Source organism: Kitasatospora sp. NPDC038210, from assembly GCF_055600605.1.
On record NZ_JBVJYK010000002.1, the window covers coordinates 57,535 to 77,991 of the forward strand.

Below are 20,457 nucleotides of genomic sequence, written 5' to 3' on the forward strand. Positions count from 1 at the left end.
CCGTCAGCCGTCAGCCGTCAGCCCTCAGCCCTCAGCCCTCAGCCCTCAGCGCTCAGCCGTTCTGGCCGGGCCCCGTCTGGCCGGGCCCCGCCGTCCGCAGGCGGGCCTCGGCGGCGTCGAGGAGGAGGTCCAGTGCGTACGGGTAGCCGCTGCGGCGCATGTCGCGGGTGAGCAGGCCGGCGGTGGCGGCGATGTGGGGGTGGGTGGTGGCGTCGAGGCGGGCGTAGGACGCCTGCCAGACCCCGAGGTCCGCGGCCGCCGCGGGAGCAGGGAGAGCGAGGGCCGCGGCGTCCAGGGCGGCGAAGCCGAGGCTCTGGTCGACGAAGGCGTGGTAGATCCGGACGGCTTCCGGGTCGGGGAAGCCGGCGGTGCGCAGGATGCCGAGGATGGTCTCGACGGCGGCGGTCTCGTGGGCGCGCCCGGTGGTGCGGTGGGCGGCGAGCAGGGCGGCCTGCGGATGGGCCTGGTACGCGGAGTGGATGCGCAGGCCGATGGCGCGCAGGTCGGCCCGCCAGTCGCCGGTGGACTGCCAGCCGTGCTGGGCGCGGCCGATGAGCTCGTCGGCGATGGCGATCAGCAGGTCGTCGGTGCTGTGGAAGTAGCGGTAGACCGCGCTCGGGTCGGCGCCGAGCGCGGCCCCGAGCCGCCGTACGGTGAGCGCGTCGGCGCCGTGCTGCCCGATCAGGCGCAGCGCGGTGTCGACGATCAGCTCGGCGGAGAGGACGACGCCCTGCTTGGTGGGGCGCCGACGCCTCCGCTGCGGTTCGGGGACCACGCGATCGGTCATGCCCGCAGGTTATGCCAACCACGTTGACGTAGAGAAGGGGGCGGGTGCGGCGGGCCGCCGGCCGGTCAGAGCACCCGCCGCAGCCAGCCGCGCCGGTCCTCGGCCCGCCCGTACTGGATGTCCAGCACGTGCGCGCGGATGTCGAGGGTGTGCTTGCCGGGCGCGCCGCCGCCGACGGTGAACTCGTAGCCCTCGCCCTTGAACCCGACGATCGGGGTGATCACCGCCGCGGTGCCGGCCGCGAACACCTCGGTGACGGTGCCGTCGGCGGCGCTGGCGCGCAGCTCCGCGAATCCGACCGTGCGCTCGACCGGGGTCAGGCCGAACTCGGCGGCGAGGGCCAGGATCGAGTCCCGGGTGACGCCGTCGAGGATGGTGCCGAGTTCGGGGGTGACGAGCTCCCCGGCCGAGGTGACCAGGCACAGGTTCATCGTGCCGGACTCCTCCAGGCCGCCCTCGCCGCCGGTGTCGTCCAGGAACAGCACCTGGTCGCAGCCGTGCTGCTTCGCCTCGGTCTGCGCGGCCAGGCTGGAGGCGTAGTTGCCGCCGCACTTGGCCGCGCCCGTGCCGCCCCGCCCGGCGCGGGTGTACCGGGTGCTGACCCAGAGCGTGATGCCGGTGACCCCGCCGGCGAAGTACGGCCCGGCCGGGCTCGCGATGACCGAGTAGGTGACCTCCTCGGCGGGCCGGACGCCGAGGAAGGCCTCCGAGGCGAACATGTACGGCCGCAGGTAGAGGCTCGCCTCGCCGTCGGGCGCCGGGACCCACGCCTCGTCCGCGCGGACCAGCTCCTCGACGCTCGCGAGGAAGTCCTCCTCCGGCAGCACGGGCAGTGCGAGCCGCTCGGCGGACCGGGCGAAGCGGCGCGCGTTGAACTCGGGACGGAACAGCCGGACGCTGCCGTCGGCGTGGCGGTAGGCCTTCAGCCCCTCGAAGATCTCCTGCGCGTAGTGCAGCACGGACGCGCTCGGGTGCAGCGAGAACGGCGCCAGCGGGCCGACCCGGCGCTCGTGCCAGCCCTCGCCCGGCGTCCAGGTGGCGGTGGCCATGTGGTCGGTGAAGTGCTTGCCGAAGCCCGGAGCGGCGAGGACGGCGCGTCGTTCCGCCTCCGGAACGGGGGTGGTCGTCCGAACCAGAGGGAATGCGCGACCCATCGTCAACTCCTCAGCTCCGTGGCGGAATCCGCCCACCGGACACCGACTTCCGGCGCCTCACCCGTCATGCTAACGGCCGTCAGTCGGACGGTATACGTCGCACGGGGACGTCGCAGGAGGCCGCCGGACCGCGGCCGCCGGGGGCCCGTTCGAGTGAGTGGGGCGTGGCGCCGCGGGGGCAGCCGGGGCGGCGGCGGTTACGAAGAGGGGCAGTCCCCCGTCGCGGGCCCGGCTCAGGCCGCCCGCTCGCCCTCATCGAACGGAGCGCCCACCGTGGCCGTACCCACCACCTTCGACCACAGCGCGGCCGGCTACAGCCTGCCGCACGCCTACTGCCTGGCCAAGGCGGCCGAACTCGCCTACCAGGACGACGCCGTCGTCGACGAGCAGGCCCGCGCCTGGGGCTTCGACGACGTGCGGCACCACCGGACCGCCTTCACCCCGCCGTTCCCGCTGCAGGACACCCAGGCGTACACCATGAGCAGCGACCGGATGATCGTCGTCGCGTTCCGCGGCACCGAGCCGCGCGAACTACGCGACTGGCTCACCGACTCCACCACCCCGCCCTGGCCCGGCCCCGCGCGGACCGGCTACGTCCACCACGGCTTCGCCGAAGCCCTCGAATCGGTCTTCCCCGACGTCGCCAAGAGCATCGGGGAACTCCGCACGCACGGGCAGAACCTCTGGTTCACCGGGCACAGCCTCGGCGGCGCGCTCGCGATGCTGGTCGCGGCCCGCCTCTACCTGGAGGAGCCGCGGCTGCGCGCGGACGGCGTGGTCACCTTCGGGCAGCCGCGCACCTGCGACCGGGCCCTGGCGGACGCCTACGACAAGGGCCTCCGGGGCCGGACCCACCGGTTCGTCAACAACAACGACATCGTCCCCCAGCTGCCGCCGGAGCCCGCGTTCACCCACGTCCCGGAGCTGCGCCGGTTCGACGCGACGGGCCGCATCCAGGAGGACACCGGACTGGTCGCCGCACTCGCGGGGAGGGCCAAGGGGCTGGGCGAGGCGGCCTTCGCGCCGACCGGGGAGGGCATCCGCGACCACCTGATGCGCAACTACGTCGCCGCGTTGGAGAAGAACGTCGACTGACCTGGCCCTTCTGACCTGGCCGTCTGATTCTGCCTTCTGCCTTCGGCCTTCGGCTGACCGGGGCCCGGTCGGCCGGGCCCCGCGACCGGCCCCGCCGAGGCGCTCAGTCCTCGGCGGGGCCCGGTGCCCAGGCGGTGCCGTTGTGGAAGTAGCTCGGCGCGCCGTGCAGGCCCGCGGTGCGGAACGGGCGTCCGTTGTCGTTCACGGTGAGGGTGCCCTGGCGGTCCCCGCTGCTCCACACCAGGTCCAGGTACCACGAGACGTCCTGGGAACGGGTGGTGGCGTCCACGTCGATCACCTGCGGGTCGGTGTCCGAGACCCGGTACGGGAAGTCCGTGACCGGAAGCTTCTTCGCGCCCTCCAAGCCGGGGGCGGGGACCGCGTGCGGTGCGGCCGAGTCGAGGTCCACCGCGAACGACGCCGGGGTGAGACCCCCGCCGCAGCCGGCACCGGGGGTGTAGGCGTTCCACTTCGGGGCGGGCTGGGTGCTGACGATGTGCACGTACACGGCGTGCAGGACCACCGGAGTGGCGCTCGTGCCCTGGGCGGTCAGCTGCAGCCGCAGGTGCCCGGCCGGGACGGCGTGCTGCGCGGCCGCCCAGCTGCCGGTGCGCGCGGCGGTGTCCGGCGGGCGGGTCACCTGGCCGGGCGTGCGCGGGGAGAGGAACCACTGGCCACAGGGACTGCCCCAGTTGTCGGTGAGGACGTTGACGTGGAAGGGGGCCTGGACGTCCTCGGGGGTGCCCGTGGGAGTGGGGGTGCCCGTGGGGGAGTCCGTCGGGGAGGGCGCGCCGGTGGGGGCGCCCGCGGGGGACGTGGGTGCGGCGGCCGCCACGGGGGCCGCGGTGTCTGCGGACGAGGCGGTCGGCGCGGTCGTGGCGGCCGTCGTCGGGGAGCCCGCCGCGTCCGGCGTGCCTCCGGGGCCGCGCAGGACGAAGGTGGAGACCACCACGGCCACGGCGGCGACGGCCGCCGCGCTCAGCAGCACGCGGGTGCGGGTTCGGCGGCGGGGTTCGGCGGCGGGGGTCACGGGGTGCACGGGCTCCACCTCCCCGGCCGGCGCGGGAGCCGCAGCGGGGACCGGCGCGGGCTCCGGTGCAGGCTCCGGTGCCGAGGCCGACCCCGGTCCGCGCTCCGGTTCCGTCCCGACGCCTTCCGGTTTCGTGCCTTCGGTCTTCGCTCCGTCCGCCTTCGCGCCGTCGGTCCTCGCGCCCTCCGGCTTCGGGCCCGCCTCCCGGCGGCGGGCCGCGTCGGCCAGGATCCAGCGGCGGTGCAGCTCGACGAGCTCCTCGTCGCCCGCCCCGCACACCCGGGCGAGGCGCTCCACCGGTGCGTACTCGGCCGGAACGGCGGCACCGTTGCAGTAGCGGTGCAGCGTGGAGGTGCTGACGTGCAGCCGGGTCGCCAGCACGCCGTAGCTGCGGCCGGAGCGCTCCTTCAGCTCCCGCAGCATCGCCGCGAACTCGTCGGTCTCCACGCTCATGCGCTGCGTACCCCTTACCCCGAACCGGCTGCGGATCCCGTCGAATCCGCAGCTCACGGTACCGGTTCGGCGGGCGAGCGCCCGGAGGAGGGGGAGCACAACGGCCCTGTTCAGGACTGCCGGTCCGCGCCGGCCGCCGACGCGGCGGCCTCCGCGACGCTGCCCCGGTACAGGCCCAGCTTCGGCTTGCCCACCTTGGCGCCGCTCCCGAGCGGGAAGTTGTGGGTGTCGGAGTTGGCCATGTGGTCGCCGTCGGCCAGCACGTTCAGCTCGTCGATGCCGGAAGCCGCGCCGCCCGTCGCACCGCCGGGGTTGAGGTCGAGCACCGCGTACGCCGTCTGACCGGCCGCCACCGGGTACGCCGGTGCACCGCCCAGCCCGCCGGGCACCAGCGGCCTGACGTCCTGGCCGTGGTCGGCGGCGTGCGAGTCCCCGAGGCTCAGCTGCGGGTAGTAGCTCAGGCCGCAGGCCGTCGTGCCCTGGTTGCGCACCTCGATCACCCGCTGGCCGGGCGCCTCGGCCCGGGTGGTCACGCGGACCGACAGCTTGGCGGCTTCGCAGGGGTGCGAGTAGGCGTACGCCTCACCGCCGGCCGCCTCCCCGCCGCCACCGCGGGAGGAACTGGCGGCGGGGATCGTAGGGCGGGCCTTGGTGCCGTTCGTGGCGGGCGCCCCGGTGGGGTTGGCGGCCGGGGCGGCGGGAGCACCGGCGGTGCCGCCTGCTGCACCTGCTGCACCGGCCGTGGCGGCCTGGATGGGCTTGGCGCTCTGCTGCGCATCGCCCGTGCCGCCGCCGGACTGGCAGGCGGTCAGGGTGAGTGCGGCGCCCAGGGCGAGGGCTGCCGGAACGAACAGGGCACGGCGAACGGGCATGGAGGTTCCCCCGTAACAGTGGTGGGTGAAGGAAAGGAGAGGACCGGGCGGCGGGGCCATCGCCTCCGGCCGCCGACCACCACCCTGGTCCGCCGTCCGTCCCACCTGCCAGCCCTCCCCGTGAACCCGGGACGCTGGAACGGTTCCACCCCCTCTGACCTGCGCATCGACACCAGCCTGGAACGCCCGGCCGGAACGCCGGCCAGGCCGCCCGACGAGACGACCGGGCCGGCCCGGAGGCCCGGAGACCAGGTGACCCGGCGGTCTGGCGGCGTGGCAGCCCGACCGAAGGGACCGTGTGGCCGGGCGAACCGGTCGGCGCATCAAGGGATCCTCTTGATCGTGTGACCGTTCCGGGGAGATCGGGCGGGTTGTGCGACTGCCGGTGGAAGCCGGTGCTCGGGGGAGGGGCGGCGGCGGAACTGCCGGTATGCTGTCCGGCGATCTTCGGACTGTATGACGGGGTATCGGGGGAGATGTCATGGGCAGCGACGGTGCCGGAGCGGGGTTCAGTGCCCACCCGGACAAGCTCGGGGACGCGGGCGACCAGCTGATAGCGGCGAGCACGGACGTCGGCTCGGTGAAGGACGCGCTGGGCAAGCTGGGCATGTCCGGTGAGGGGACCTTCGGCGAGTACGGCGCGGGCGACGCGGCCAAGGCGTTCTGGCAGGCCTGGCAGGACGAGCTGGGCGTGAACGTGGACGCGCTGAAGGACCTCGGCGGCAAGGTGCACACCACCGCGGCGAACTACACCAACACCGATCACGGTGTCGAGCAGCAGTACCAGCAGCAGGGGGGCTGACCGGTGCCCGATCACAGCGTCGACCCGCTCAACCCGTTCGCGAACCTGGGCAATCAGCGCCAGCAGGTCGAGCGGCTGAAGAAGACCATCGACGAGTCCCACGGCATGTGGGGCGCCGGCGACCTCAAGTACGCCGTCCACGACGCCCTGCAACTGCCCGCCCCCAAGGGCGACCCGGGCAAGCTCGGCGAGTTCGCGACCGCGTACAACACGGCGAACAGCCAGCTGGACCTCGTCCAGATGAAGGTGGAGCGGGTCGGCGCCCAGCACCTGCCCGACGCCTGGACCGGACAGGTCGGCGAGAAGGCCGCCGAGGTGGTCAAGGCCTCCGCCGACGACCTGACGCGCTGCCGCGACATGCTGGGCAAGGGCCGGGACCAGCTCAACGCGCTGGCCTCCGCGCTGAGCGAGGCGCAGGCCCTGCACGGGCAGGGCCACGCGCCGCTGAGCGAGGCGCTGAGCCTGCTGCACGACATCACCGTCTCGGGCGCGCCGGACCCGTTCAACTGGGACGACGACAAGATGCACACCGCGCACGGCAAGGCGAAGGACGGCATCAAGTCGATCTTCGACGCGGCGGTGAAGGCCGAGGACGCCGGCCGCGCGGCCGTCCGCGAGCTGAACGCGCTGGCGGGCAAGGCGCTGGCGGGCAAGTTCAAGAACAAGGGTCTCGGCGCCGCCGACAAGCTGGTCATCGCGGACGCGTCCGTCGCCGGCAGCGACCAGTTCGGCAACATCCTCACGGCGAACGACGTGAACCGGGCCGGCCAGTTCATGGACAAGATGAGCGACGCCGACCGGGCCCGCTTCGACCAGCTGCTGGCCGGCAGCAAGTCCCCCGAGGAGCGCGCCTACCTGATGAAGGCGCTGGCCGCGGGGCACAGCTACGACGAGATCAAGGCGTTCGACGACCAGATCCACGCGCACGGCGACGACCCGTCCTGGCTGGCCCAGCGCATCTCCCCGGTGCAGATCGACTCCTCCTCCACGAACCAGCGGGACACCTCCTACATGGGCGTGCCGTGGAACCAGGGCGACAAGCCGACCTGCGTGGCCGGCTCGACCGTCACCGGCCGGGCGATGGTCGACCCGCTGTTCGCCTTCCAGCTCACCACCGGCGGGCACCCCGGCGACCCGCAGTACGACAACGGCAAGGCCGCGTACGACCGCTGGCTCAAGGAGACCGACCGCGTCTACGACAACAAGTCCTGGTACAACGAGTGGGCGGACGGGATGACCGACGGGGACTCCAAGGACGTTGCCAACGACGAGATCGGCAAGCACACCGGGGCGGGCTACCACACCGTCGACCTGGAGGGTCCGGAGCAGCGCAAGGACGTGCTGGCCCAGGTCGAGTCGGCGGTGGACCAGGGCAAGCCGGTGCCGATCGGGGTCAAGGAGGACACCTGGTTCCGGCCGGACGGCCACCAGATGATGATCATCGGGCACCGCGGCGACCAGCTGGAGATCTACAACCCCTGGGGCTACACCGTCTGGGTCAGCGAGAGCGACTTCATCAACAACCACATGGAGGGTGCGGCGCAGGGCGGCGGAATGCCGATCGCCGACCACGTCCAGATGCCCAAGTGAGGACATAAGTGAGTACCACCCCACCCCCCATGAGCGACTCTCATCTCGCCGAGCTGGACGTCGAGGTGCTGCTGCGCTTCGGCCTGCCGGCCGCCGGCCCGCACCGTGCCACGCTGTTCGGCGACGGCGCGGTGGCCGCCGCGATCACCGTCGACCGGCTCGGCGTCCTGCCGCGCGCCCTGGTCTTCCTCGGCGAGGTGGTCCGCTCCGGCGGCACCCGCTACGCCGCCGCGCTGCCCGAGCCGCTGCCCGGCCCCGCGGCGGCGGTGGCGCGCGGCTGGCTGGAGGCCGCCTCGATGGTCGTCGGCGATCCGACCGGGGACCTGCTGGTCGCCCGCTGGCTGGACGCCGTGGCCACCGTCCTGGCCCTGCGGGTCACCCACCGGGAGGCGACCTCGTGACCTGGCGTCGGGTCCTGATCGCGGCGGTCGCCCTGCTGGCCGTCGCGGGCGCGGCGGGTGCGGTGGTGGTCCACCGGATGAGCGCCGGCAAGCTCGACCACGGCACGGTGTTCACCGTGGCCTCCGGTGAACTGGCCGTCAAGCCGGGCGAGTTGTTCTCCGTCGAGGTCAGCGCGCACCGGGTGACCGGCCAGGTCTGGACCGTCGCCGACCCGGCGCCCGACCCCGCCGCCGTGCAGACCGTGGGCGACGAGTACGTCAAGAACGTCGGCCTTCGGGACCTCGTCGGCGCCACCGGCTCGGCGGGCTCCGGCGGCCGCTACTACTTCGTCTTCCGCGCCGGCCCCAACCCGGGCCACGCCACCATCATCCTGCACGATCCCAATCACGCGGGCCATCCGGGCGAGTCCGACCAGGCTGAGCGGCACTTCACCGTCGACGTGCGCTGAGCCGTCCCCGCGGCCGCGGCCGGGCGCCGACTCCCCGCCCCCGACGGGGCCCGCGCCGGGCCGGGGGTGTCCCACGTCGGGCCGGGGCCGGGGCGGAGGTCGGCCGTGGGTGGGGCGGGACGGCGTCGGTACGATCGGTGTATGGGTGGTGCGGAACAGGAGGCCTGGGACGCCGAGGCGGCGGAGCGGGCCGTCGCGGTGTTGAAGGCGGTGGCGGATCCGTCGCGGTACCGGTTGCTGTGGGCGTTGAGCCGGCGGGAACTGCCGGTGAGCGAGTTGGCCGAGCTGCTGGGGGCGCACGTGGCGGCGACCTCGCAGCACCTGGCGAAGCTGCGGGCGGCGGGGCTGGTGGTGGCACGACGGGAGGGGACGCGGATCTTCTACCGGGCCACCGAGGTGCGCGGCCTGCTCGCCGAGGCCGCGCTGATCGCCCACGACCTGCCCTCCCGCCGTGCCGGCGGCGACGGCGGTGACGACGGCGCGGCCCCGGCCGGGGCGACCGCGCCGCAGCCCTTCGCCCGCGCCGTACGGGCGGTGCGCCGGCGCCCGGCTGCCGGTCAGGCCGGCTGACCGATTCCTCAGCGGGCCGGAGCGGGCGGTTCCAGCCGGTACTCCTGCCGCCCGGCGTCGTAGGCGAAGAGGCCGGCGTAGCGCCCCCAGTCGGTGGCGGTCTCCAGTTGCCGGTCGGTCTGCTCGCGGGTGTGGTGGCGGGCGAGTACGTCGCGGAGGAAACCGGTGCGGACGGTGGCCCCCGGCCGGTCGCCGAGACTGTTGACGATCAGCTTGATCAGCGGGACGTCGAGGGCGGCGGCGGCGAAGACGGCGCGGGCGTCCCGGGGGTCGGCGTCGGCGAACGCGGCGCCGTCCGGGGTGAGCACCAGGTCGTCGCCGTGGATCGCGGCCAGCCCGAGCAGGTCGAGGGCGTCCACCTGGGGGAGCAGGTCGTCGATGTCGAGGCCGAGTTCGTCGGCGAGGTCGACGAGGTCGCAGCGCCCGCCGCGGTGGGCGATCATCGCGGCGAGGCCGGAGAGCCCGTCGACGCCGCTGGCGGGCAGCGGGGTGTTGGCGACCGTACGGCGTTCCGGGCCGTCGTCCGTCGTGCGGTGGTCCGTCCCGTCGTGCGCCGTGCGGCGGTCGGTGCCGTGGTCCGCCGTACGGCTGTCCGTCCCGTGGTCGTCGGAACGGCCGCCGGGGCGGGGGTCCTTGGGGCGGCCGGTCATGATCCGGTAGACCCGGTCGACCAGTTCTGCGAAGGCGGCGTAGTCGCGGTCGCGCGGCCGTTCCGGGCCGACCTCGACGGTCTCCCGGATGGTGCCGTACGGGCGGGAGCCGAGGACGACGATGCGGTCGGCCATCAGCACCGCCTCCTCGATGTTGTGGGTGACCAGCACGACGGCCCGGGTGGGGAACTGGCCGGAGTCCCACAGTTCCAGCAGCTCGCCGCGCAGGTGCTCGGCGGTGAGCACGTCGAGCGCGGAGAACGGCTCGTCCATCAGCAGCACGTCGGGCTCGACGACCAGGGCCCGGGCGAAGCCCACCCGTTGGCGCATGCCGCCGGACAGCTCCCGGGGGTGCGCGGACTCGAAGCCGGTCAGGCCGATCAGGTCGATGGCCTGGGCGGCGGCCCGGGCGCGCTCGCGGGGCGCCACCCCGCGGGCCTCCAGGCCGAGCTCGACGTTCTGCCGGACGGTCAGCCAGGGCAGGAGGGCGAAGGTCTGGAAGACCAGCGCGGTGCCGGGGTTGGCGCCGCTGAGCGGGGTGCCGCGGTAGCGCACGGTGCCGGAGCTGGGCGGCAGGAGGCCGGCCAGGCAGCGCAGCAGGGTGGACTTGCCGGAGCCGGAGCGGCCGAGCAGCGCGACGATCTCGCCCGCCCGGACGGTGAGGTCGATGCCGGAGAGCACCGGCAGTTCGCCGTCGGCCCCGGCGTAGGACTTGGTCAGGCCGACGGTCTCCAGCAGGACCTCGTCCTCCTCGGCGGCCGCGGCGGGAAGGGACGGGACGGGGACGGCCGCGGCGGGAAGGGACGGGGCGGGAAGGGACGGGGCGGGAAGGGACGGGGCGGGAACGGCCGGGGGAGCCGTGGGCGCGGCGGCACGGGAGAAGGGGAAGCGCATCGGCGGGGACTCCGGACTAGAGCGAGTAGTGGCGTTCGGCCAGCCGGTACAGCCGGCGCCAGAACAGGCGGTTGAGGGCGACGACGTACAGGCTCATCACGGCCACGCCGGCGAGCAGGTGCGGGTGGTCGCCGCGCTCGGTGGCCCGGGCGACGTACGCGCCGAGGCCGGTGGCGGTGAGCGTGGTGCCGCCGAAGGTGACCACCTCGGAGACGATGGAGGCGTTCCAGGCACCGCCCGAGGCGGTGATGCCACCGGTGACGTACGCCGGGAAGACGCCGGGGATGATCAGCCGCCGCCAGCGCTGCCAACCGCGCACGCCGAGGTCGTCCATGGCCTCGCGCAGGTCGGTGGGGATGGCCATGGCTCCGGCGATGGCGTTGAAGAGGACGTACCACTGGGCGCCGAGGGCCATCAGCAGGATGCCGCCGAGGTCGATCGACACCCCGGTGCGCAGCAGCAGCCACACCGCCAGCGGGAAGAGGAAGTTGGCGGGGAAGCTCGCCAGCACTTGGACCAAGGGCTGGGCGATCCTGGTCAGCCGGGGCGAGAAGCCGATCTTCACGCCGATCGGCACCCAGACGACGGTGGCCACCGCGACCAGGACGACGACCCGGGCGAGGGTGGCCAGGCCGAGCAGCAGCGGTTCGCCGAACACGCCGAGGCCGGTGCGGTCGGCGAGGTAGCGGCCGAGGTCGACCAGGCCCCAGAGCACGATGCCACCCGCGACGAGGGCGAAGACCACGTCGCCGGTCCGCTGTCGGCGGGGGTGGTGGCCGGGGTGGGCGGGGTGTGCGGAGTGTGTGGCGTGGCCGGGGTGTGTGGCGTGGCCGGCTGACGGGTGGCCGTCGGTGCCGAACAGCCGGCCAGCCCGGTTCAGCGCCCGTCCGACGGGCCGCAGCGCCCGGCCGAGCAGCGCGGGCAGGTGCGAGCGGCGCAGCAGGTCGAGGACCACGGAGCGCTGGGCCTCGGTGGCCTCGGACTGCTCGTTGCGGAAGCGTTCGGCCCAGGCGGTGAGCGGCCGCCAGAAGAGGAAGTTCACGCCGACCACCAGGACGACCATGGTGGCGATCGCCCAGCCGACCCGGCCGAGGTCCCCGGCGGCGACGGCCGCGCCCGCGTACGAGCCGACCCCGGGCAGCGCGTACCGCTGGTTGTCGACGCTGATCGCCTCGGCGGCGACCAGGAAGAACCAGCCGCCGCCGAAGCTCAGCATGCCGTTCCAGACCAGGCCGATCATGCCGGAGGGCAGCTCGACCTTCCAGAACCGCATCCACCGGCTGAACCCGAACGAGCGTGACAGCTCGTCGAGTTCGCGGGGAAGGGAGACGAGGGAGTGGTAGAAGGCGAAGGTCATGTTCCACGCCTGCGACGTGAAGATGGCGAACACGGCCGCGCATTCGAGGCCCAGCACCGAGCCGGGGAAGAGGGCGAGGAAGCCGGTCACCGCGACGGTCAGGAAGGCGAGCACCGGGACCGACTGGAGGATGTCCAGCGCCGGGATCAGCACGCGTTCCAGACGTCGGCTGCGGGCGGCGGCGTAGGCGTAGCCGAAGGTGAAGACGATCGAGACGGCGAGCGCGGCGAACATCCGCAGCAGGGTGCGGGCCGCGTCGTACGGCAGCCGGGCGGGGTCGGTGTCGACGACGGCGTCCCGGGCGGTGGCGAACCGGACGGTGGTGTCCCGGCCGAGCCTCAGCCCGAGGTAGAGCAGGACCAGGACGGCGGCCGCGACCACCACGTCCACCCACAGCCCCCGGCCGAGGCGGCGGGCCGCGCGGGAGGCGGAGCGCGGACGGCGGGGCAGGATCCGGGACCGGGCCGGGGGCGGGGGCGTGGGCGGGGCCGTGGGCGCCGCGTTCGGGGCCGTGGGCGTGTCCGGGAACGGGCCCGGTCGCGAGGGCGTGCCGGGGGGTGAGCCCGGGGGCGTGCCGAGGGGTCGGCCCGGGGGCGTGCCCGGGGCGGGCTTCGACAAGGGCATGGCGGTACCTCCGGCGCAACCCCGGCAGTCTGCTCCGTTCGGACGTCCGTGTGCAAATGGACCCCTACGTCCGGGGTGAGGGGCGGTTCCGGGCCGCGCTGACCAGCAGCCGGGCGGTCCGGGCCGGCAGGTGCAGGTGGTGGGCGATCCACTGCGGGTCGTGGCCGTGGGTGGCGAACATCCAGGCGGTGTAGAGCCGGTTCAGGCCCGGGGCGCCGGGGGCGAGCAGGAGCGGGCGGACCTGCTCCATCGGGAAGCCCTCCAGGGAGCGGGCGTTGAACCACTGCGTGTCGTCCTCGCCCGGCGGGCGCCGCGTGGCCCGTTCGGGCCCCGCGCCCCGCGGGTGCCTCGGGTCGGCCGGGTCGGTCAGGGTGGTCGGGTCGGTCGCCGTTCGGGTCGCGCCCGCCCGCTGCCGGCTGGTGGCCAGCAGCAGGGCGAGCAGCAGCCCGGCGACCGAGGAACCGATGAGCGCCCCGGACAGGAACAGCCGCAGCGGGCCGGGCGCGAGGCCGACGGCGAGGCCCTGGAGGGAGAGCAGGAGGAGGACCCCGCCCAGCGCGGTCGCCCGGCCGGACCGGGAGGAGTGGGCGCTCCGGGGGAGCGGGACGATCCGGGCGAGCTGAACGGTTCGGGCCATGGCGGGGGTCCTCCTTCGGTGGTGCCGGGAGCGGGCGGGCGGGCCGGCGAGCCGGCCGTTTTCAGCCGACGTGGGCCCGCCGGGGGTCGTACGTGTAGCCGATCTCGCGGACGGTGGCGATCGCCTGCCGGTGCCCGGGGCCGAGCTTGCGGCGGATCCGGGCGATGTGGGTGGCGACGGTCCGGCTGGTGCCGGTGTCCGGGCGGCCCCAGACCGTCTCCATCAGCTGGCTGCGGGAGTGCACCCGCCGGGGATTGCCGACCAGGTGGGCGAGCAGTTCGAACTCCAGGTGAGGCAGTGTGAGCCGGTTGCCGTCGACGGTGACGGTCCGCTGCTCGGTGTCCACCACCAGGCCGGTGGCGGCGGGGGCGACGGAGGCGGAGGCGGGGGCGGGGACGGAGGCGGGGACGGAGGCGGGGACGAGGATGGTGACCGGGGCGGGGTGATCGGAGAAGACGGCGTCGAGCCTGGGGTGGCGCACGGCCATGGTGAATGCTCCCTCGGTGGGTTGGGGTCGGGTTGGGGCCGGGGCGGGGTGGCGTGGGCGGTCAGCGGCCGGGGTGCCAGGTGGCTTCCAGCCGGGTGGTTCCGTCCGGGGCGGTGGTGGTCCGCCAGCGGGCCCGCAGCCCGCCCGTGCGGCCGCTCGTCGGAGCGGTGGACGGCGCCCCGACGGCGTGCAGGACGGTGCTGTCCAGCGGGCTCGTTGCCAGCCGTCGGCGGACGGCGGTGAGTGCGGCGAGGGCTCCGAGGGCGGTGAGCCCGGCGCGTCGGCGACCCCGGTCGGTGGACGGACGGGTGGGCCGGGTGGGCCGGAGAACGGCGAGGATGGTCATGGCAGGTCACCTCCGTGACGGGGCAGGGCGCAGGGGGCAGGGGGCAGAGGACAGGAACACGGGCAAGCGGGTACGGGCGGGGCGGGGGCAGGGCGCGCGAGTGTGCATGGGCGCGCCCCGCGGCCCGGACCGGCGGCTCAGTGGCTCAGCCCGGTCTGGACGATCTTGACGATGACCATCGTCATCGCCACCAGCAGGTAGGTGCGCAGGGCGCCCATGCCGACCTTGCGGGCGGTGGACGTGACCGGCTTGTCGAGGGTCTCCAGCGGGGGCATCCGCCAGTTCTCCCGGTCGGTGCGGTCGACGGGGTCCTCCTTGGTGGCGGTGCGACCGGCGGTGAAGGAGTACCCGGCGACCAGGACGCCCGCGACGCCGCAGCCCGTCATGATCCACAGGATCGCCCCGGAGCTGATGCCGGGCCAGACGACGGCCGCGGTGAGGACCATCGAGAGCGTCACCAGGACGCCGACCACGGCCGAGGTGAAGGCGTTGGTCCTGGGCCCGTTGACCCACGGCCCGAGCACCGCGCGGTCGTTGCAGAGCAGGAGCAGGAAGACGGTCGCGGAGGGCAGCAGCACCCCGGCCAGCACCTGCACGAACTGCGTCATCAGGCCCTGGGTGTAGTCGGTGGACAGCAGGGTGATCGCGGCCGCCGTGACCACCAGCCCCGCGTAGATCCCGTAGAAGCCCTTGGCGCCCTTCACCCCGCGGTGCAGCGAGTGCTTGATGCCGAACACGTCGCCGATCGCGTACGCGGTGGACAGGGAGACGGCGAACGCGCCGATGACGGAGGCGTCCAGCAGCGCGATCGCGAACAGCACGCCGGCGAGGTGGCCGGCCTTCGCCTCGATGCCCCTGGCGACGGCGGCCGCGTCGGAGAACTGCCCGAAGCCGTCGGTGCCGGTGAAGGTGGCGGCGGTGATGCCCAAGATGGCGGCCGCGCCGACGATCACGATCACGATGCCGATCCACAGGTCGGCCTTCTCGTACCTCATGAAGCGCGGGGTGATCCGCTTGTCGATGACGTACGACTGCTGGAAGAACAGCTGCCAGGGGGCGACGGTGGTGCCGACGATCGAGATGATCACCAGCATCACGGCGGCCAACTGCCCCGCGCCGCCGGGTACGGCGGGCGTCACGAAGTCGTGCGCCATCTGCGAGGTCCTCGGGTGGACCAGGAAGTAGATCGGCACCAGCAGCAACGAGCCCACGCACAGTGTCACCGCGACCCGCTCGAAGCGCCGGAACGACCCGGTGAACGCGGACGCGATGATGACCGCCGCGGCCGGCACCACCGCGGCCGCCTTCGGCAGGCCCAGGTAGCCGGCGGCGAGGGTGACACCGATGAACTCCGTCACCAGCGTCATCGCGTTCAGCAGGAACAGGTCGATCACGCTGAACGCGCCCCAGAACCTCCCGAAGCGTTCCAGGATCAGCCGGGCGTGCCCGACGCCGGTGACGGCGCCCAGGCGCAGCACCATCTCCTGGTTCACGTACAGCACCGGGACCAGCATCAGCAGCGTCCACAGCAGCTGGGTGCCGTAGTTCTGCCCCGCCTGGCCGTACGTCGAGAACGCGCCGGCGTCGTTGTCGCCGACCATCACGATCAGCCCGGGGCCGACGATCGCGAGCAGGGTCTTCAGCCGGGCCGAGAGCCCCTGGCGGGGGGCGGTGTCATCGAGGCGGACGGTGCCGAACGCACCCTTGATGTCGCCGACGTGGGCGTCGTCCAGGACGGCCGGACGCGGCGCGGGCACCGTGGCGCCGGAGTCGTGGGTGGCGGGACCGGTCGTGGCGGGGCCGGTTGTGGTGCGGGTGGTCGTGGTCATGAGTTCCTCCTGTGGGCCCCGCGTGGGCGGGGCGGGCCGGAGGCGCGCGGTGGTGATTCCCTGCAGGCGGGCGCGGCACATCGGCGCGCGGCGGCGCGGGCCCATGAGCCTCCCTCATGGGCAGGCAGGCCCATGAGGGAGGCTCATGAGCGGGCTCGTGGAGCAGCCTCATGAGGCAGGCTCATGAGTTCGCCCATGGGCGCACCTCATGGGCGAACCCATGAGCAGGTCTCATGGGCCGCGGCCATGAGCGCGCCTCATGGGCCGGGCCATGAGGCGGTCTCATGAAGCCGTCCCATGAGTGCACCTCATGGCGCATCCGGGCATGGCGAAGCCGCGTGCTGGGTCGATGCGTCGTCGGAGCGACGAGCAGGGAAGGTCGTTACCGCGTGCCGGAGGTGTACGAGGGCAAGCGGGGGCAGGGGCAACTGTGGCCCGGACTACTGCATTCCATGTCTCTCGCCTCCTCCCGGCCGGCGCACCCCGTGGTGCGAGTCATCGACGCGGCAAGGAGTTCACCGGTCCGCGCGACGCGACCACCGGCTCACCCCAACTCGTCAGAGCTTAGCCCCGGCAGAGGCCGATACTTGCGTACTTGGTTGAACCTTTACCTTCGGCCCCGGGGTCACCCGGGTGCGCCCACCCGGGTGGCCCCGGGTTTGGCCGTCCGGTCGCCACGGAACGACTTCCCGCCGTACCCGCAGCGGCACCAGGTCGTGCCCGGAACCGAGGGGTGGCAGGCATGGCGACCGCAGGCTCCGAGGAGGGCCCCCGGCAGGCCCGGGCGCTGGCACTCGCCCGGCACCCGAAGCTGTGGCTCTTCCCCACCGTCCTGTGCGGCCTGCTGGCCGTCGTCCTCTCGCTGCTCTACATGGGCGGCATCGTGAACCCGACCGGGCACCTGCACAGCCTGCCCATCGCCCTGGTGAACGCGGACCGGGGCGCGCCGCCGCCCGGACAGCCGCAGAACCTCGGGACCCGGATGGCCGCGGCGATCGTCGCCGGCACGCCCGACAGCACCGTCGAGTGGCGGCAGGTGGACGAGGCCGCGATGCGCGAGCAGCTCGCCTCGGGCAAGGTCTACGGCGCGCTGGTCATCCCCGAGGACTTCACCGCCAGCGTCACCGCGCTGGTCACCGGCGGCGCCACCAAGCGACCGACGGTGACCGTGCTGACCAACCCCGGCATGGGCAGCCTCGGCTCCTCGATCGCCGCGCAGATCTCCCAGAACGCCGTCCACCAGGCCTCCCAGGCGGCCGGCCGGGACCTGCTCGCCGCCGTCCCGCCCGCACCCACACCGGGCCCGGACACCGGTTCCACCGCGCGCCTGCTGCTCGCCGACCCGATCGCCGTCGCCACCCAGGTCGGCCACCCGATCGGCGGCCACAGCGGACTCGGCCTGAGCGCCTTCTACTACACCCTGCTGGCCGTCCTGACCGGGTTCATCGGCGGCAACATCATCCACAGCGGGGTCGACGGCGCGCTCGGCTACAGCGACAGCGAGATCGGCCCCTGGCACACCCGCCGCCCGACCGTCCCGATCGACCGCACCCAGACGCTGCTGCTCAAGATGGTCATGACGGCCGGGATCATGCTGATCACCACGTCGCTGGTGCTGCTCTGCACGGTCGGCATCCTCGGCATGGACGCCCCGCACCAGCCGATGCTCTGGCTCTTCGCCTACTGCGCCAGCCTCGCCGTCGGCCTCGGGGTGCAGGCGATCAACGCCGCGTTCGGCGGGATCGGGCAGCTGGTGTCGATGTTCGTCTTCATCGCGCTGGCCCTGCCCTCCTCCGGCGCGACCGTCCCGCTGCAGGCGGTGCCGGGCTTCTACCGCTTCCTGGGCGTCTTCGAGCCGATGCGCCAGCTGAGCGACGGCATCCGGGCGATCCTGTTCTTCGACGCCCGGGGCGACGCGGGCCTGACCCGCGGCTGGGTCATGATCGCGATCGGCGTGGCCCTGGCCCTGCTGTTCGGCTTCGGGATGACGCGCTACTACGACCGCAAGGGCCTGCACCGCTGGACGCCCCAGCCGACCGACTGAGTGCGCTCAGGACTTCGTGACCGTCACCCTGAGGTGCTTCATGATCGGCTGGTCGCTCTGGGTGCTGTGGTCGCCGAGCGCGCAGAGCACGTTCATCTCCGGCATTTACCCGGCCGCGCAGCCGCGCGGGATGTCGTACGGGACGGCCGGGTAGCCGGTCACCGAACGGGTGCTGCCGTCCCGGGCGGTGCTGGTGACGTCCACCCGGTCGAACTCGGCGATGCCGCGCTCGCGCATGTCGTCCTTGTCGAGGAAGACCAGGGCGCGCAGGTTCCTGACGCCCCGGTAGCGGTCGTCGTCCGAGCAGATGGTGGTGTTCCACTGGTCGTGCGAGCGCATCGTGCCGAGCGCCAGCGTGCCGGGCTCGGGCACTCGGGGGCCGGCTCGGAGCCCGGCGGACACCCGCCGCTCGGGTCGAGGCTACGCCGGGTGGTCGGGACCGGCGAGCGGAGCAGGACCGGGGCCGCCCGCGCTGCCGCCCCTGCCACCATCCGGGTCACGGCCCGTGTCACCGCCCGCGCTGCCGTCCGTGTCACCACCCGGGCCACCACCCGGGCCACCACCCGGGCCACCGCCCGGGCCACCGCCCGCGCCGCCGGGCGGGGGCCAGGCCGCCGGCAGGCTGCCGAGGACGGCGGCGATCCCGGTGCGCCGGGCGACCTCCAGCAGCGCGCGGGCCATCACCGAACCGGGCTCCCGGGCGGCGATCACCAGGCCGATCGGCGCGCTGTGCACCGGCTCCACCAGCGGGACGGCCCGCATGCCGTGCGGCACGCCGAACACGTGCAGCCAGGCGTACGGCACGATGCTCGCCCACTGGCCGGTCCGCACGTGCGCGAAGAGCGAGGCCACCGAGTCCGTCTCGACCCGCGGGGTCGGCGCCAGCCCGAGCGCCGCGAACACCTCGTCCAGCACCCGCCGGCCGTGCATGCCCGTGTGCAACAGGCACAGCGGCAGCCCGGCGGCCTCCGCCCAGGTCGCCCTCGGGTGGCGGGCCAGCTCGTCGGCCGGACCGGTCAGCAGGACGTACCGCTCCTCGTACAGCGGGAGCGCGCGCAGCTCGGCCGCGTCCGGCCCGGGCAGGTAGGTGATGCCCGCGTCGATCTCGAAGTTCCGGACCTGGCGCAGGAGTTCCTCCGCGCGCAGGTCGGTCGACAGCTGCACGGCGGCCAGCGGATGGGCGGCGCAGAACGGTGCGGTGAGCAGGGAGACGGCGCCCGAGGCGGTCGGCACCGAGCCGATCCGCAGCCGTCCGCTCAGCCCGGTGCGCAGCGCGTCCACCTCGTCCCGCAGGGCGTCCCGGTCGGCCAGGATCCGCTGCGCCCAGAGCACGATCCGCTCGCCCTCGGGGGTCAGCCCCTCGTAGGCCCGGCCGCGCCGGACCAGCAGCACCTTCAGCTCGTCCTCCAGCTTGCGGACGGCCTCGGAGAGCGCGGGCTGGGAGACGTGGCAGGCCTGGGCGGCGCGGGCGAAGTGGCGCTCCCGGGCGAGGGCGACGAGGTATTCGAGCTGGCGGAAGAGCATCTAGTCGGCCTCCCGGGCGGAGCCGTCCGGGCCCGTGTCCATCCGGTCGGTGCGGGTGTAGACGTTCATCGAGTCGCCGCGCAGGAAGCCGACCAGGGTCAGGCCGGTCTCCTCGGCGAGGTCCACGGCCAGCGAGGAGGGTGCGGAGACCGCCGCCAGCATCGGGATGCCCGCCATCACGGCCTTCTGGACCAGCTCGAAGGAGGCCCGGCCGCTGACCATCAGCACCGTGCCGCGGGCCGGCAGCAGGCCCTCGCGCAGGGCGTGGCCGACCACCTTGTCCACGGCGTTGTGTCGGCCGACGTCCTCGCGCAGGCACAGCAGCCGCCCGTCGGCGTCGAACAGGCCGGCCGCGTGCAGGCCGCCGGTGCTGTCGAAGACCTTCTGGGCGGCGCGCAGCCGGTCGGGCAGGGCGGAGAGCAGCGCGGGGGTGACGCGCAGCCCGTCCTCGGCGACGCTCCAGGGCGCGGTGGTGCGCACCGCGTCCAGGCTGGCCTTGCCGCACAGCCCGCAGGAGGACGTGGTGTAGAAGTTGCGCTCCAGCGAGGCGTCGGGGGCGGGCACGCCGGGGGCGAGGACGACGTCCACGACGTTGTAGGTGTTGCCGCCGTCCGCCGTGGCGCCGGCGCAGTAGCGGATCCCGGCCACCTGGTGGGCGGCGTGTAGCACACCCTCGCTGACCAGGAAGCCGGCCGCCAGGTCGAAGTCGCTGCCCGGGGTGCGCATGGTCACCGTCAGCGGGCGCCCGCCGACCCGGATCTCCATCGGCTCCTCGGCGGCCAGGGTGTCGGGGCGGTGCGTGGGCGTGCCCTGGCGCAGGCGCAGCACCCTGCGCTGTACGGTCACTCGGCCCATGGTCGTC

Annotated in this window: 18 protein-coding genes and 2 pseudogenes; 7 read left to right on the forward strand and 13 right to left on the reverse strand. The window is 73.9% G+C overall.

The window, feature by feature from the left end:
- Positions 1-52: 52 nt before the first annotated feature.
- Positions 53-787, reverse strand: coding sequence for a TetR/AcrR family transcriptional regulator (locus ACZ7KX_RS03810; protein ID WP_470325138.1), 735 nt, complete (start codon positions 785-787; stop codon positions 53-55).
- A 65-nt stretch (positions 788-852) separates the two neighbouring features.
- A complete protein-coding gene (locus ACZ7KX_RS03815; RefSeq protein ID WP_470325139.1) occupies positions 853-1,941 on the reverse strand; it encodes a branched-chain amino acid aminotransferase in 1,089 nt (362 codons plus the stop codon).
- Between the two features lie 273 nt (positions 1,942-2,214).
- Between ACZ7KX_RS03815 and ACZ7KX_RS03820 the strand changes: the two genes are divergently transcribed.
- The gene (locus ACZ7KX_RS03820) at positions 2,215-3,036 is read left to right on the forward strand and encodes a lipase family protein (RefSeq protein ID WP_470325140.1); all 822 of its coding nucleotides are present in this window, start codon (positions 2,215-2,217) and stop codon (positions 3,034-3,036) included.
- 103 nt (positions 3,037-3,139) lie between these two features.
- Here ACZ7KX_RS03820 and ACZ7KX_RS03825 read toward each other — a convergent pair whose 3' ends face one another.
- Positions 3,140-4,519, reverse strand: coding sequence for a helix-turn-helix domain-containing protein (locus tag ACZ7KX_RS03825; RefSeq protein ID WP_470325141.1), 1,380 nt, complete (start codon positions 4,517-4,519; stop codon positions 3,140-3,142).
- A gap of 110 nt (positions 4,520-4,629) precedes the next feature.
- Complete coding sequence (locus tag ACZ7KX_RS03830; protein WP_470325142.1) at positions 4,630-5,391, reverse strand: DUF4232 domain-containing protein; 762 nt, start codon at positions 5,389-5,391, stop codon at positions 4,630-4,632.
- A gap of 481 nt (positions 5,392-5,872) precedes the next feature.
- On the opposite strand from ACZ7KX_RS03830, the gene ACZ7KX_RS03835 reads away from it, so the two are divergent.
- From ACZ7KX_RS03835 to ACZ7KX_RS03855, 5 genes are all read left to right on the forward strand, one after another.
- Positions 5,873-6,193: a hypothetical protein gene (locus ACZ7KX_RS03835; protein WP_470325143.1), complete on the forward strand. Its 321-nt coding sequence runs from the start codon at positions 5,873-5,875 to the stop codon at positions 6,191-6,193.
- A 3-nt stretch (positions 6,194-6,196) separates the two neighbouring features.
- Positions 6,197-7,783 carry a cysteine peptidase family C39 domain-containing protein gene (locus ACZ7KX_RS03840; protein WP_470325144.1) on the forward strand — a complete coding sequence of 529 codons (1,587 nt, stop codon included), beginning with the start codon at positions 6,197-6,199 and terminating at the stop codon, positions 7,781-7,783.
- A gap of 29 nt (positions 7,784-7,812) precedes the next feature.
- Entirely contained in the window at positions 7,813-8,184 is a 372-nt protein-coding gene (locus ACZ7KX_RS03845) for a hypothetical protein (RefSeq protein WP_470325145.1), read from the forward strand.
- Entirely contained in the window at positions 8,181-8,633 is a 453-nt protein-coding gene (locus ACZ7KX_RS03850) for a protease inhibitor I42 family protein (RefSeq protein ID WP_470325146.1), read from the forward strand. Before ACZ7KX_RS03845 ends, ACZ7KX_RS03850 begins: the two co-directional genes overlap by 4 nt.
- A gap of 141 nt (positions 8,634-8,774) precedes the next feature.
- The gene (locus ACZ7KX_RS03855; protein ID WP_470325147.1) at positions 8,775-9,203 is read left to right on the forward strand and encodes an ArsR/SmtB family transcription factor; all 429 of its coding nucleotides are present in this window, start codon (positions 8,775-8,777) and stop codon (positions 9,201-9,203) included.
- An 8-nt stretch (positions 9,204-9,211) separates the two neighbouring features.
- On the opposite strand, the gene ACZ7KX_RS03860 is transcribed toward ACZ7KX_RS03855, so the two are convergent.
- The 6 genes from ACZ7KX_RS03860 to ACZ7KX_RS03885 all read right to left on the reverse strand — a co-directional run bounded on the left by ACZ7KX_RS03860 (position 9,212) and on the right by ACZ7KX_RS03885 (position 16,027).
- Positions 9,212-10,747: an ABC transporter ATP-binding protein gene (locus ACZ7KX_RS03860; protein ID WP_470325148.1), complete on the reverse strand. Its 1,536-nt coding sequence runs from the start codon at positions 10,745-10,747 to the stop codon at positions 9,212-9,214.
- 16 nt (positions 10,748-10,763) lie between these two features.
- Positions 10,764-12,494, reverse strand: coding sequence for an ABC transporter permease (locus ACZ7KX_RS03865; protein WP_470325149.1), 1,731 nt, complete (start codon positions 12,492-12,494; stop codon positions 10,764-10,766).
- A gap of 298 nt (positions 12,495-12,792) precedes the next feature.
- Positions 12,793-13,365: a hypothetical protein gene (locus ACZ7KX_RS03870; protein WP_470325150.1), complete on the reverse strand. Its 573-nt coding sequence runs from the start codon at positions 13,363-13,365 to the stop codon at positions 12,793-12,795.
- A gap of 61 nt (positions 13,366-13,426) precedes the next feature.
- On the reverse strand, positions 13,427-13,852 hold the full coding sequence (locus tag ACZ7KX_RS03875; RefSeq protein ID WP_470325151.1) for a winged helix-turn-helix domain-containing protein: 426 nt from the start codon (positions 13,850-13,852) through the stop codon (positions 13,427-13,429).
- A 61-nt stretch (positions 13,853-13,913) separates the two neighbouring features.
- Positions 13,914-14,198, reverse strand: coding sequence for a hypothetical protein (locus ACZ7KX_RS03880; protein ID WP_470325152.1), 285 nt, complete (start codon positions 14,196-14,198; stop codon positions 13,914-13,916).
- Between the two features lie 137 nt (positions 14,199-14,335).
- Complete coding sequence (locus tag ACZ7KX_RS03885; RefSeq protein ID WP_470325153.1) at positions 14,336-16,027, reverse strand: NRAMP family divalent metal transporter; 1,692 nt, start codon at positions 16,025-16,027, stop codon at positions 14,336-14,338.
- A 742-nt stretch (positions 16,028-16,769) separates the two neighbouring features.
- On the opposite strand from ACZ7KX_RS03885, the gene ACZ7KX_RS03890 reads away from it, so the two are divergent.
- Positions 16,770-18,071: a YhgE/Pip domain-containing protein gene (locus tag ACZ7KX_RS03890; protein ID WP_470325154.1), complete on the forward strand. Its 1,302-nt coding sequence runs from the start codon at positions 16,770-16,772 to the stop codon at positions 18,069-18,071.
- A 6-nt stretch (positions 18,072-18,077) separates the two neighbouring features.
- Here the strand turns inward: ACZ7KX_RS03890 and ACZ7KX_RS03895 are convergent.
- From ACZ7KX_RS03895 to fdhD, 3 genes and pseudogenes are all read right to left on the reverse strand, one after another.
- A pseudogene (locus ACZ7KX_RS03895) lies at positions 18,078-18,443 on the reverse strand (molybdopterin dinucleotide binding domain-containing protein); the annotation flags it as partial.
- 237 nt (positions 18,444-18,680) lie between these two features.
- A pseudogene (locus ACZ7KX_RS03900) lies at positions 18,681-19,595 on the reverse strand (LysR family transcriptional regulator); the annotation flags it as partial.
- Positions 19,596-20,450 carry a formate dehydrogenase accessory sulfurtransferase FdhD gene (gene fdhD, locus ACZ7KX_RS03905; protein WP_350519206.1) on the reverse strand — a complete coding sequence of 285 codons (855 nt, stop codon included), beginning with the start codon at positions 20,448-20,450 and terminating at the stop codon, positions 19,596-19,598.
- Between the last annotated feature and the right edge of the window lie 7 nt (positions 20,451-20,457).

What these genes read in the sequence shown, in the direction of transcription:
- ACZ7KX_RS03815 (WP_470325139.1), bottom strand. Translation starts at nt 1,941, where the DNA reads ATGGGTCGCGCATTCCCTCTGGTTCGGACGACCACCCCCGTTCCGGAG.
- ACZ7KX_RS03880 (WP_470325152.1), bottom strand. Translation starts at nt 14,198, where the DNA reads ATGACCATCCTCGCCGTTCTCCGGCCCACCCGGCCCACCCGTCCGTCC.
- ACZ7KX_RS03890 (WP_470325154.1), top strand. Translation starts at nt 16,770, where the DNA reads ATGGCGACCGCAGGCTCCGAGGAGGGCCCCCGGCAGGCCCGGGCGCTG.
- ACZ7KX_RS03855 (WP_470325147.1), top strand. Translation starts at nt 8,775, where the DNA reads ATGGGTGGTGCGGAACAGGAGGCCTGGGACGCCGAGGCGGCGGAGCGG.
- ACZ7KX_RS03845 (WP_470325145.1), top strand. Translation starts at nt 7,813, where the DNA reads ATGAGCGACTCTCATCTCGCCGAGCTGGACGTCGAGGTGCTGCTGCGC.
- fdhD (WP_350519206.1), bottom strand. Translation starts at nt 20,450, where the DNA reads ATGGGCCGAGTGACCGTACAGCGCAGGGTGCTGCGCCTGCGCCAGGGC.
- ACZ7KX_RS03825 (WP_470325141.1), bottom strand. Translation starts at nt 4,519, where the DNA reads ATGAGCGTGGAGACCGACGAGTTCGCGGCGATGCTGCGGGAGCTGAAG.
- ACZ7KX_RS03835 (WP_470325143.1), top strand. Translation starts at nt 5,873, where the DNA reads ATGGGCAGCGACGGTGCCGGAGCGGGGTTCAGTGCCCACCCGGACAAG.
- ACZ7KX_RS03860 (WP_470325148.1), bottom strand. Translation starts at nt 10,747, where the DNA reads ATGCGCTTCCCCTTCTCCCGTGCCGCCGCGCCCACGGCTCCCCCGGCC.
- ACZ7KX_RS03885 (WP_470325153.1), bottom strand. Translation starts at nt 16,027, where the DNA reads ATGACCACGACCACCCGCACCACAACCGGCCCCGCCACGACCGGTCCC.
- ACZ7KX_RS03830 (WP_470325142.1), bottom strand. Translation starts at nt 5,391, where the DNA reads ATGCCCGTTCGCCGTGCCCTGTTCGTTCCGGCAGCCCTCGCCCTGGGC.
- ACZ7KX_RS03875 (WP_470325151.1), bottom strand. Translation starts at nt 13,852, where the DNA reads ATGGCCGTGCGCCACCCCAGGCTCGACGCCGTCTTCTCCGATCACCCC.
- ACZ7KX_RS03870 (WP_470325150.1), bottom strand. Translation starts at nt 13,365, where the DNA reads ATGGCCCGAACCGTTCAGCTCGCCCGGATCGTCCCGCTCCCCCGGAGC.
- ACZ7KX_RS03810 (WP_470325138.1), bottom strand. Translation starts at nt 787, where the DNA reads ATGACCGATCGCGTGGTCCCCGAACCGCAGCGGAGGCGTCGGCGCCCC.